This window comes from Sphingomonas sp. Leaf198 (assembly GCF_001424005.1).
Lineage (GTDB): Bacteria > Pseudomonadota > Alphaproteobacteria > Sphingomonadales > Sphingomonadaceae > Sphingomonas.
Genome location: NZ_LMPX01000001.1, coordinates 344,351 through 356,801, shown reverse-complemented (window position 1 = coordinate 356,801; position 12,451 = coordinate 344,351). Strand labels below are relative to the sequence as shown.

5 protein-coding genes and 1 pseudogene are annotated in these 12,451 nt (G+C 66.3%); 3 read left to right on the top strand and 3 right to left on the bottom strand.

The features are described from left to right. Positions 1 to 21 precede the first annotated feature (21 nt). Positions 22 to 777, top strand: coding sequence for a FadR/GntR family transcriptional regulator (locus ASG20_RS01685; RefSeq protein WP_056047686.1), 756 nt, complete (start codon positions 22 to 24; stop codon positions 775 to 777). Between the two features lie 312 nt (positions 778 to 1,089). Here the strand turns inward: ASG20_RS01685 and ASG20_RS01680 are convergent, their stop codons facing one another. Further along, a complete protein-coding gene (locus ASG20_RS01680) occupies positions 1,090 to 3,003 on the bottom strand; it encodes an NPCBM/NEW2 domain-containing protein (protein WP_056050269.1) in 1,914 nt (637 codons plus the stop codon). Between the two features lie 298 nt (positions 3,004 to 3,301). Between ASG20_RS01680 and ASG20_RS01675 the strand changes: the two genes are divergently transcribed. Continuing rightward, on the top strand, positions 3,302 to 5,947 hold the full coding sequence (locus ASG20_RS01675; RefSeq protein WP_443025887.1) for a glycoside hydrolase family 3 C-terminal domain-containing protein: 2,646 nt from the start codon (positions 3,302 to 3,304) through the stop codon (positions 5,945 to 5,947). Positions 5,948 to 5,993: 46 nt separating this feature from the next. On the opposite strand, the gene ASG20_RS01670 is transcribed toward ASG20_RS01675, so the two are convergent. Continuing rightward, positions 5,994 to 7,535, bottom strand: a complete 1,542-nt coding sequence (locus ASG20_RS01670; protein WP_056050267.1) for an alpha-N-arabinofuranosidase — start codon at positions 7,533 to 7,535, stop codon at positions 5,994 to 5,996. Positions 7,536 to 7,914: 379 nt separating this feature from the next. On the opposite strand from ASG20_RS01670, the pseudogene ASG20_RS20130 reads away from it, so the two are divergent. Further along, positions 7,915 to 9,972 (top strand): annotated as a pseudogene (locus ASG20_RS20130) (M13 family metallopeptidase). A 48-nt stretch (positions 9,973 to 10,020) separates the two neighbouring features. On the opposite strand, the gene ASG20_RS01660 reads toward ASG20_RS20130, so the two are convergent. Then, positions 10,021 to 12,417 carry a glycoside hydrolase family 3 N-terminal domain-containing protein gene (locus ASG20_RS01660; RefSeq protein ID WP_443025858.1) on the bottom strand — a complete coding sequence of 799 codons (2,397 nt, stop codon included), beginning with the start codon at positions 12,415 to 12,417 and terminating at the stop codon, positions 10,021 to 10,023. Positions 12,418 to 12,451: the final 34 nt, after the last annotated feature.

The window sequence follows — 12,451 nt, the reverse complement described above, 5'->3', positions numbered from 1 at the left end:
ATAAAGGCATAATGCGAAGTTATGGACGAACCCCTCTCCGCGACACCCGAGCCCACCTCAGACGCGACGTTGCCGCTGCGATCGTCGGGCCGCAGGTTGCGTGGTGCGGTGGCGAACAAGCTCGGCGTGGCGATCCTGTCGGGCGAGTTCTCGCCGGGTGAGACGCTGTCGGGCGAGATCGCCTTCGCCGAGGAACTCAACGTGTCGCGCGGCGCCTACCGCGAGGCGATCCAGGTCCTGACTGCAAAAGGCCTAGTTGAGAGCAGGCCCAAGGCCGGAACGCGGGTCCTGCCGCGCAACCGCTGGAACCTGCTCGATCCCGACGTGCTGGCCTGGGCGTTTACCGGCGAACCTGATCCGCAACTCGTCCGCAGCCTGTTCGAGATGCGGATGGTGATCGAGCCCGCCGCCGCGGCGATGGCGGCGGCACGGCGCAGCAAAGCCGAGTTGAAGATCATGCGCGACGCGCTCGCCGCGATGAAGCGCTTTTCACTCGCGACCGAGCAGGGCCGCCAGGCCGACCGCACGTTCCACGACACGATATTGCAGGCGACGCAGAACGACGCGATGGTCGTGCTCAGCGCGTCGATCGGCGCCGCGGTCAACTGGACGACGCAGTACAAGCAACGCCTGCGCGCGCTGCCCCGCGATCCGATCCCCGATCACGTCAAGGTCTTCGACGCGATCGCCGCCGAGGATGCCGAAGGCGCCAGCGCGGCGATGACCGCGCTCGTCACGCTCGCGCTGGAGGATACGCGCAGCGCGATGGAGCGCTGAGCAAAGCGTCAGGCGGATCGCCATTCTCTTTCGAGACCGGCAGATCAGCTTGTTCTTCGTCATGCCGGTGACAGGCGATCATTGGCCTGTCGCAACGCCTGAGCACTGCCAATACGCTGAATGACGTGCGCCTCCGACGTCGCCGATGACCATCCCCTTCGAACAAAGACGGGTCTCCGCAGGGGTACGGCACGATGCCCTTCCGTGTTCTCCCGCGAAGGTGGGAGCCCAGTCTGGATCCCCGCCTTCGCGGGGAAACACGTCTTGTTTGTGCGAAAGGAATAGCCGCCGACGTCGTCCGCTGCCGCTTCGTCAACGCGTGAGTGCAGCGGTTCCCCAGTCGACCGAGATCTGCGCGCCGCCCACACCCGGACTGCGCGCCACCAGTTCGATGATCTTCACCCCCGCGACGTTTGCCGACAGCTCCTGCGCCGCCTCGCCGCCCCGCGCCGCCCGCGACTGCGCCAACAGCCGCCCATCGCCGTACACCAGGAAGGTCACCGCGCGCGCACGGTCGGTCGTCGAATCGTCGATCCCGACACGCGTCCGCAGCGTGCGATAGCCGGTGTTGCGAACCTCCAGCCGCGAATTGGCCAGCACGCCGAGACTGTGCGGCAGTGCCTCCCCCGCCACCCCCAGCGGCTGGTCGTAGGGCGTGCGATCGACGCGCGCCCCGCCCCAGCCACCATAGCGCGGGAAGTCCCCCGTTCCTCGCGTGCCCTGCCATGCCAACGGCGCGCGGTGCACCAGCGGATCGGGTTGCGGCGTTTCCACCCCATCGACCGCCGGATTGACGCTGCCCGGTTGCTCGGACAGGAACACGCCATCGCGCAACTGCCGATCGCCCTTCGCGGTGAAGATCAGCGTTTCGCGCGGGGCCAGCTTCAGGCTCTGCTGCTTGCGGAATTTGCTGTGTGCGCCGGTCCACAGATCGGTCAGTTCGACATCGGCGGTATCGCGATACGCGAGATGATCGGCGGTCAGGACGACGTCCGCCGCGCCGCTGCCGCGATTGAACACCGCCACCGCCTTGTCGCCGTTGGCCAGCGTCTTGACGAAGATCTGCACCTCGTCGGTATCGAACGCGAGCGTCGCTTGATTGCCCGCGCGATCCTGATTGACCGCGATGATCCGGGCGTTGCCGATCAGGTCGAGCAACGCCGGCGACGCCTTGCGCAGATCGTAGCCGATGAACAGCGGCGCGTTCTCGATCGCCCACAACGCGAAATGCGATTTCGCTTCGGTCATGTGCCGTTCGTCGAAATCGCCGCTGCCCACGAACAGCATGTCCGGGTCGTTCCACGATCCGGGATGCGCATACAGCGCGCGCCGCGACACGGTGTCGAGATTGTGCAGCATCCGCCCCCAATGCGGCGAGATGTCCTCGCTGGTCCGCGATATGCCGCCGACGTTCTTGCCCCAGGCGCGGACATCGGCCGATCCCCACAGGCACAGCGAGAACAGATAGTCGTTCGCGTCGTTATACTTCGCCAGCGCGTCGGCGACTTGAGTGTACAACCCGCGCACCGCCGGCACGTCGGTACGCGCCAGCGAATCCGCGTCGATCAGCGGCACGAACGCGCGGTACTTGCCGGCTTTGACCGCGGGGTTGCTCGCCGGCAAACCGCGGATGCCGCATGCATCGACCTTGATGAAGTCGAACCCCCAGTCCTTGAAATACAGCCGGATATCCTGATCGACATGGCCATACAGCCCGATCTCGCGCTCCATCACGCTGCCTTCGGGCTGGTTGGGCATCGTCGAGGTAAAGACCTGACCACAGGAATTGCGCCCGATGTCGCTGTAGATTCCCGCCTTGAAACCCATCGCATGAAGCTTGTCGGTGAACGGCCGGAAACTCGGGTCCTTGCCCGCGATCACCGAGGACGGGAAATTCGCCGATCGGATCATCATCCGGCTATCCGACAGGCGTCGCTTCAACCACCAGCCATCGTCGATGTTGATATAGCGATAGCCCTTGGCGGCCAGTCCCGTGTCCGCGATCACCCGCGCCGATGCGAGGATCTTGTCCTCGGTGATGTCGGTCGCGAACGCATTCCACGAACTCCAGCCCATCGGCGGCAGCGCGGCATCGCCGCGCTGGTTCGCGCTCCAGCGGCCGGTCGGCGTCAGCGGATCGGACTGCGCCCCCGCGACCTGCGCTCCAGCGGTCGACAGCAAAACCGTCAGAGCAGCCGTTATCCCGTGTCGGCGAGTAGCGCGCATTGTGTGATCCTCATCCGTGCCGATCGTCACGCATGACCTGCAAGTCAGCGCGCGTATCCCTAATTATGCGGGATCTTGTCAGGCTAGATGCAAGCCCTGTCAACGCGGTGGGATAGTATTCTATATTCCGCGTCACAGTAAAAATACTACCGAGCTAAGTCGAACCAACGAAATGTCGTAGCCATTGCACCGACGCGCGGCTTAAGGTCACTCCTACAAAAAACAGGAGGATGCTGGGGTGATACACTCGCGAAACACAGCGAAGGGCAAGCCGATGCTCGGCGCACTGCGCGCACTCATGCTGACCGGAGCGGCGTTCGCCCCCCTGCCCCTTCAGGCGCAGACGTCGCCAGCACCGCAGACCGATGCAGCGCGTACCCAGGCCGACGCGCTCGCCACGGCGATCGTCGCGCGGATGACCGTCGACGAGAAGCTCCCGCAGTTGCTCAACGTCGCGCCGGCAATCCCGCGGCTCGGCATCCCCACCTATAACTGGTGGACCGAATCGCTTCACGGTGCGCTCGGCCCGGTGCCGACCACGAACTTCCCCGAGCCGATCGGCCTCGCCGCCAGCTTCGATGCGCCGCTCGTCCACGATGTCGCCGGTGCGATCAGCACGGAGGTCCGCGCGCTGCACACGTTGGGCCGCCAGACCGGACGGCTCGGGCGTATCGGCACCGGGCTCGACACCTGGTCGCCGAACGTCAACATTTTCCGCGATCCACGCTGGGGCCGCGGGCAGGAGACCTATGGCGAGGATCCGTTCCTCGCCGCGCATATGGGGGTCGCCTTCGTCACCGGGATGCAAGGGCCCAATCCGTCGCTGCCCGACGTGATCGCCACGCCCAAGCATTTCGCGGTGCACAGCGGGCCTGAATCGACGCGGCACAAGGCCAACGTGTTCGTCTCGCCGCACGATCTGGAGGACACCTATCTCCCCGCCTTCCGCGCGGCGATCGTCGAGGGTGGCGCCGGCTCGATCATGTGCGCGTATAACCGCATCGACGGGCAGCCCGCGTGCGCGAGCGACCTGCTGCTCAAGGATCATCTGCGCCAGGCTTGGGGCTTTACCGGCTTCGTCGTGTCCGACTGCGATGCGGTGAAGGACATCGCCGACAACCACCATTATGCGCCCGACCAAGCGAGCGCCGTCGCTACCGCGCTGAAAACCGGCGTCGACAATGAATGCAACACCGCGACGCTCGGCGATCAGGCGGGGCTCGGCGAACGCTTCCGCGAGGCGCTCGACCGCGATCTGATCTCGGTCGGCGACATCGATCGGTCGCTCGTCCGGCTGTTCTCTGCGCGCATCCGCAACGGCGACTTGCCGGGGATACAGACCGGGCGCGATCGTGTCGTACCCGTCGCGCAGATCGGCACGCCCGCGCACGACGCGTTGGCGTTGAAGGCGTCCGAGGAAAGCCTCGTCCTGCTCAAGAACGCCGGCATCCTGCCGCTCAAGCCGGGCACGAAACTCGCGGTCATCGGCCCGCTCGGCGACGCGACGCGGGTGCTGCGCGGCAATTACTCGTCACCGTTGTCCGCGCCGCCGGTGTCGGTCCTCGATGGTTTACGGTCGGTGATGCCAGCGGGCGACGTCACGCTGGTGCCGTTCTCCCCCTCGGTCACCGATGGCGACCGCGTACCGACGTCGGCGCTGCGCACGCCCGACGGCAAACCGGGCGTCCTCGTGCGCTACTACAACCCGACCAAAAAGCTGCCCGCGCTGTTCGATCCCGCGACGATGAAGCAGCAGCTCGACGCGATCCGCTATCAGGACACCCCCGTCGCCGAACGGGTCGAGCGCGACGTCGGCGACTATAATCTCTCGCTCGCCAAGGTCGACACGCACCACCGTACCGTCTGGGCGGGATCGCTGACTCCCCCCGAAAGCGGCACCTACCGGGTCGGCCTCTCGGGCAAAGGCGGCGTGCTCGAATTCGCCGGCGCGGTCGCGTCCGATCGCAAAGGGTCGCAGTGGAACGACCTGCCGACCTTCACCACGATCGACCTCGTCAAGGGCCGCCGCTATCCGTTCCGCGTCACGTCGAACGACGGTGCAGACCTCGTGTGGAAGCGGATCTCGGCCTCCCCCGATGCCGACCTGGCTCGCGCAGCCGCTACTGCCGACGTGCTGGTCGCGGTCGTCGGGCTCACCTCCGACTTGGAGGCAGAGGAGACCGGCGTCACGGTGCCGGGCTTCGAGGGCGGCGACAAGACCACGCTCGACCTGCCCGCGGACCAGGTGGCGATGCTCGCCAAGGCCAAGGCGACCGGCAAGCCGGTGATCGTCGTCGCGATGAACGGCAGTCCGATCAACCTCGCCTGGGCGAAGGATAACGCCGCCGCGGTGGTCGAGGCCTGGTATCCGGGCCAATCCGGGGGCCTCGCGATCGCCAACGTCCTGAGCGGCCGGACCAACCCCGCGGGCCGCCTGCCGCTCACCTTCTATCGCAGCGTCGCGGACCTGCCGCCGTTCAGCGACTATGCGATGAAAGGCCGCACCTACCGCTATTTCGAGGGCAAGCCGGTCTACGCCTTCGGCCACGGCCTGAGCTACACCAGCTTCGCCTACACGCCGCTGACCGTCACCCCCGCCGCCCAGGGCGCCGAAACGGGACTGCGGGTCACCACCGAAGTCCGCAACACCGGCGCACGGGCCGGCGACGAAGTGGTCCAGCTGTACCTCAATTTCCCCGACCAGCCCGGCACGCCGCGCGTGGCCTTGCGCGGCTATAAGCGCATCTCGCTCAAACCGGGCGAACGCAGCAGTGTCAGCTTCGACCTGTCGCCGCGCGATCTCAGCAGTGTATCGACCCACGGCACGCGCCGGGTAATCGCCGGTAAATACCGCGTGACGGTCGGCAGCGGCCAACCCGGCACCGGCGTCCCCGGCCAGTCGGCGGCGTTCACCACCACGCGCGCGGTGCCGCTACCGCTCTGAATACGAAAGTCCTACCGCTCCCGACCGGGAGCGGTAGGGTGCCGTTTTATTGCAGGTCGAGCACGACCACCGACATCGGCGGCAACGTCGCCGACACCGTCCCGCCCGCCGCCTGCGCGCCGTTGAACGCGACCGGGCGTACCGTATCGGGCTGCTCGAAGCTGTTATGCGCGTCCATCGTCGTTCCCGTGACGATCCGCCCGGTCACGCCGCTCGCCTGAACGCCCGCGAGCGTCATCGCCACCGGGATCGCATGATGCGGATCTAGGTTGACGAGCGCGACGTGCACCTTGCCCGCGACATCGCGCACAGCCGAGACGCTGACCGCCGGCACTGCCACTTCGGACTCGTGATACCAGGGCGATTTCAGATCGACCGGCAGCGTCGTCGCATCCTGCCAGGGCTTGTACAGGTCGAACACCCAATAGGTCGGCGTCTTCACCATCTTCGCGCCGTCGGTCAGCAGCATCGCCTGCAACACGTTCACCATCTGCGCGATCGCCGCCATCTTCACCCGATCGGCGTGATGCGCGAAGATGTTGAGGTTGAGCCCGGCGACGACCGCGTCGCGGACGCTGTTCTGCTGCACCAGGAAGCCGGGGTTGCTGCCCGGCGTCGGATCATACCACGTGCCCCATTCGTCGACGACCAGCCACTTGGTCTTGCCCGGATCATATTTGTCCATGATCGCCGAATGCTTGGTGACGAACTCGTCCATCTGCAGCGTGTGCTGCATCGTCAGCGCCCATTCATGCTCGGAAAAGCCAAGCGCCGGGCCCTTGTCGGTCCAGACCTTGTCGCGCGGCCGCGTGTAGTAATGCAGCGACAGGCCATCGATGTTCTTGCCAGCGATCCGCATCATCGTGTCGGTCCAGTCGTAATCCCCCTCGCTGGGGCCGCTGGCGATCCGGAGCATCTTGCCGTTCCCCGACTTGGCGAACACGCCGTAGCGGTTGGTCAGGTCGGCGGCATATTCGGCGCGCATGTTGCCGCCGCAGCCCCACAGCTCGTTGCCGATGCCGACATACGGCACCTTGTACGGCGCAGGATGGCCGTTCGCCGCGCGCTCCTTGGCGAGCGTCGAGCCGTTCGGCGAGGTCATGTATTCGAGCCACTGCGCGGTTTCGCTGGGCGGCGCGCTGCCGACGTTGGCCGAGATATACGCTTCGGCGCCCAAGCGTTCGGCGAACCCCATGAATTCGTTGGTTCCGAACGCGTTGTCCTCGTTCACGCCGCCCCAGTTGGTGTTGATCTTGATCGGCCGCTTGCCGCGCGTGCCGATGCCGTCGCGCCAGTGATATTCGTCGGCGAAGCACCCGCCCGGCCAGCGCACCATCGGCACCTTGACCGCCTTCAGCGCCTCCAGCACGTCGCGACGATAACCGTGGTCGTTGGGGATCGACGACTTCTCGCCGACCCAGATCCCGCCATAGATGCCGTGGCCGAGATGCTCGGCGAACTGGCCGAACACCTGTCGGTTCATCACCGGGCCGGGCCGGCTCGCGTCGATACCGACCGTCGCCGTGGCGCTAGCCGGAGCGGCCGCGGGCGCGTCCTGCGCGGAGGCGGACATCACCGTGGTCGTCATCAAAGTCATTGCCAGCGCGACGTTGCGATACAGTTGGCGCATTTCGATCCTCCCGTTTTTATCTGCCGCAACCGATATTGGGCCGTCGAAGCGCGGTCAATATGTAAGACTAATTGCGCAACAGGATCTCACGCAAGGACCGCCTTGGCATGCAACGAGGGCCGAGCAAACCAACCTACCACTGGTTGATCTTGTCCGAGCAGACCGTCGTGCCGAGGATAGACGACCGATCCAATCGCGATCGAATTCATATTGCTACGGTCCCTGTTCCGCGTCAGCTTCCCCCCAACAGGGCGAAAGCCCGACCTCGCCGTGTTCGCCCATTCGATCCCCGCCCCGACACCTCTGGACTCGGTCGGCAATTTCCACAGGAGCCTCGATGCTGTTCAACCATGTTTCGCGTCTGTCGCTGAGCGTCGCCGTGCTGGCGCTGTCCTCACCCGCGCTCGCGCAGACGGCGCCCACAACCGCCGCCGCGACCGGCACGCGCTACGGAACCTTCGGAATCGATCTCACCGCCGCCGACAAATCGGTGAAACCCGGCGACGATTTCTGGACCTACGCGAACGGCAACTGGAACAAGCGTACCGAGATCGCCGCGGACCGGACCTCGGCCGGCGGCAGCGTCGTCCTGGCCGATCAGGCCGAGCAACAGGTTCGCGCCATCCTCGACGATGCCGCGCGCGATCCTGCGGCGGTCGGGCCGGGCGCGAAACAGTTCGGTGATCTCTACGCCAGCTTCATGGACGAGGCGGCGATCGAACGCGCCGGCACGACACCCCTGAAGCCCTATTTCGCGAAGATCGATGCGGCCGGGGACAAGCAGAAACTACAGACGCTGTTCTCGACGGTCGGCTATGCTTCGCCGGTCGAGATCGGCCAGTTGCCCGATCCTGCCGATCCGACGCGCTACGCAGTCGCGGCCGGACAGGGTTCGCTAGGGATGGGCGGACGCGATTACTATCTCGAACAGGGCGCGAAGTACGACACCTTCCGCACCGCCTACCGCGCCTATGTCGAGAAGATCCTGACGCTGTCGGGGATTGCCGATACGTCAGCGAAGGCGGATCGGATCGTCGCCCTCGAAACCGCGATGGCGAAGGTGCAATGGTCGCCGGTCCAATAGCGCGACCTGAAGGCGATGCTGAAGCCGATGGATGCCGCGGGCCGCAAGGCGCTGGCGCCCGGTTTCGACTGGCCGCTGCTGCTGAAGACCGCCGGCTACGGCAATTTCCCGACCGTCTACATGACGAACTCGACCGCGCTGACCGAACTCGGCAAGCTGTTCGCCGCAACGCCGGTCTCGACCTGGCAGGACTGGATGAAGTTCCGTCTCGCGTCGGCGAGCGCGCCGGTACTCCCCAAGGCGTTCGATCAGGCGACGTTCGATTTCTACGGCAAGACGATGGCCGACCAGCCGCAGCAGCGCGCCCGCTGGAAACGCGGCATCGCCGTCGTCAACGGCACGATGGGAGAGGCCGTCGGCGAAGTCTACGTCAAGCGCCACTACCCGCCGCAGAGCGAAGCCAAGATGGGCGAACTGATCGCCAACCTGCGCGCCGCCTACAAGGAGCGGATCGGTGCGAACACCTGGATGGACGCACCAACCAAGACGCAGGCGCTTGCCAAGCTCGCAGCCTTCGATCCGCGGATTGGCCACCCAAACAAGTATATCGACTATAGCGCGCTCAATATCGTGCGCGGCGATCCGCTCGGCAATTCGCTGCGATCGGGCGAGTTCGACCACCAGCTCGACCTGTCGCGCCTCGGCAAGCCGGTCGATCGCAGCCTGTGGGGCATGACGCCGCAGACGGTGAACGCCTATTACGACCCGCTCAACAACCAGATCACTTTCCCCGCGGCGATCCTGCAGCCGCCCTATTTCGATCCCAACGCGGATGCAGCGGTCAATTACGGCGCGATCGGCGCGATCATCGGCCACGAGATGGGCCACGGCTTCGACGATCAGGGCAGCCAGTTCAGCGCATCGGGCAAGTTCGAGAATTGGTGGACGCCCGAGGCGCGCGCCGCCTTCACGAAGCACACCGCCGCGCTGTCGAAGCAGTACGACGCCTACGAGCCGATCCCCGGCGTGCACGTGAAGGGCGCGCTGACGCTCGGCGAGAATATCGGCGATCTCGGCGGCGTCGAAACCGCCTATGCCGCGTATCGGAAATACCAGTCGGTGCACGGCAAGGCACCGGTGATCGGCGGTCTCACCGGCGACCAGCGGTTCTTCCTGGCCTATGCGCAGGCCTGGCAGGCGAAGCTCCGCGAAGGCGCGGCGCGAGCGCGCCTGCTGACCGATCCGCACTCGCCGCCGTTCTACCGCGTCAACGGCATCGTCCGGAATGTCGACGCCTGGTATACTGCGTTCAACGTCAAGCCCGGCGATGCACTGTACCTGACGCCGGCGCAGCGCGTTCACATCTGGTAATCTGCCGAGGGTGCGCGGCATGACCGCGCACCCTCGCTTGTCGATGGGTCAGGCGATCTCGAGGACCGCGGTCTTCACCTGCGCCGAACTCGGTCCGGCCATGATCGTGAACAGGCCGGGCTCGACAACCTCGCGCATATCGACGTCCCATAGTGCGAACGCGTCCGGCCCCAGCGTGAACCGCAGCGTCCGCCGCTCGCCGGGCACGAGCGTTACGCGTTCGAACCCCTTCAACTCCATCACCGGCCGCGCCACCGACGACACCTGGTCGCGGACGTAGATCTGCACGACTTCGTCGCCGGCGCGCTGGCCGATATTGGCGACGTCGACCTCTACCCCGACGCTGCCGGCGATGCCGATCTTCGCCGCCGACAGCCGCGGTGCGCTGATGTCGAAGCGCGTGTAGCTGAGGCCGTGGCCGAACGGGAACAGCGGCGCCGTCTCTGCGAACAGATAACCGCGCTCGGTCGACGGCTTCCGGTTGTAATAGAGCGGCACCTGCCCGACTTCGCGGACCACGGTCACCGGCAGCTTGGCGCCCGGATTGATCCGCCCGAACAGCGCCTCGGCCATCGCCGTGCCGCCCTCCTGCCCCGGATACCAGCATTCGAGCACCGCGTTGGCCTTCGCCATCACATTGGGCCAGCTTGGCGGACGCCCGTTGATCGCGGCGACCACGATCGGCTTGCCCAGTGCGTGCAGCGCATCGAACAGCGCATTCTGCTCGCCGATCAGGTCGAGCGTCGTGCGATCGCCGAGATGGTTCTTGGAGAACCCCTCGCGGCTGGTCTGCTCGGTATCGCCGATCGCGAGAATGATCGTGTCGGCACCGCGCGCGACCGCGACCGCCTCGGCGATCAGCGCGCGGTTCCTGGCGGGATCGGCGAGCAGCACCGCATCCTGCGACCGGTCCTCGCTCTGCGTGATGAACACGCCCTGCGCATGGACGATCGTCGCTGCATTACCCACGAACGTCCGAACGCCGTCGAGCAGCGACACCGTCTGGCGCGGCGGCGAAGAATAGCCGCCAAGCCGCGCGATCGCCGCATTCGGCCCGATCACCGCGATCTTGCCCTTGGGCGCGAGCGGCAGCGTGCCGTCGTTGGTCAGCAGGCACAGCGATTTGCGCGCCGCGTCCAATGCGACGCCGCGTGCTTCCGCGTTACCGGTCAGGCGAGCGGCGGCACGGGGATCGACTGCCGACTCCTCGAACAAACCGGCGCGGAACTTCAACGCCAGCATCCGCGCGCACGCCGCATCGACCGCCGCGATCGGCACCGTCCCCGCCCGCACCTGCGCAGGTAACGTCCGAAACGCGATCCCGTCCGGCAACGCGCTGTCCACCCCTGCCGCCAAGGCGAGCTTCGCCGCCCCGTTCAGGTCTCGCGCAACGTGGTGGATCGTGTCGAGTTCCTCGATCGCGCCGTAATCGCTGACGATCGCGCCCGAAAATCCCCATTCGCCGCGCAGCACCTCGCCGAGCAGCCAGTGGTTCGCATGGCTCGGTACGCCGTCGATCTCGTTGTACGACGGCATCACCGCGCCGATCCCGGTCCGCGTCACGACCGCGCGGAACGGCGGGAAGAAGCTCTCGCGCAGTTCACGCTCGCCGATCGGTGCGGGACCGATATTATTGCCCGCCTGAGGCTGACCATGCCCGGTCATGTGCTTCAGCGTGGCGAAGACCTTGCCGGGTGCCAGCGTCGTGCTGTCGCCCTGAAGGCCCTCAACTGCCGCGACGCCCATCTCGCCGCACAGATACGGATCCTCGCCGAACGTCTCCTCGATCCGGCCCCAGCGCGGATCGCGCGCGATGTCGACGACCGGCGACAGCGAGAGGTGGCTGCCGTGCGCGCGTACCTCGCGGCCGATGATCGCCTGTCCGCGCCGCATCAGGTCGCGGTCGAAGCTGCCGGCCATGCCGATCGCCTGCGGGAACATCGTCGCGTCGGGCGCCATATAGCCGTGCAGCGATTCCTCGTGGAAGATCACCGGGATGCCGAGCCGCGTGCCGCGCGCCCAGCGCTGGACCGCGTTGACGAAGGCGATCGTCGAGGCCGACCCCCGCCACTGTGCCCCCGTCCCGCCGGCGACTGCGGCCACCGACGGCCCGCCACGCTTGTCGGACGGCCGCGTGACCTGGCCGAAACCCGCGGGATACGCCGCCGACGCGCGCGCCGGATCGAAATCGAGCCCGCCCGGCGTCATCACGTCCGCCTTGGTCGCCCACAGCGAAATGGTCTGGCCAACTTTCTCTTCCAGCGTCATCCGCGCCATCAGGTCGCGAACCCGGAAGTCGACCGGCGCACGCGCGTCACGGTAGATCGGCAACGCGGTCGCAGCCTGCGCGATACCGGGGATCAATCCGCCGACGGAAACCGATCCGAACAACCCAAGAAGGTCGCGCCGCGTCGGTGCGATCGTAACAGTTGGTGTGCCCGGCAATCTTCATCTCCCGATCTGAAACGCGGCATTGCTG

Coding starts and splice junctions, on each gene's coding strand:
- ASG20_RS01685 (WP_056047686.1), top strand. CDS start 22: ATGGACGAACCCCTCTCCGCGACACCCGAGCCCACCTCAGACGCGACG.
- ASG20_RS01680 (WP_056050269.1), bottom strand. CDS start 3,003: ATGCGCGCTACTCGCCGACACGGGATAACGGCTGCTCTGACGGTTTTG.
- ASG20_RS01675 (WP_443025887.1), top strand. CDS start 3,302: ATGCTGACCGGAGCGGCGTTCGCCCCCCTGCCCCTTCAGGCGCAGACG.
- ASG20_RS01670 (WP_056050267.1), bottom strand. CDS start 7,535: ATGACGACCACGGTGATGTCCGCCTCCGCGCAGGACGCGCCCGCGGCC.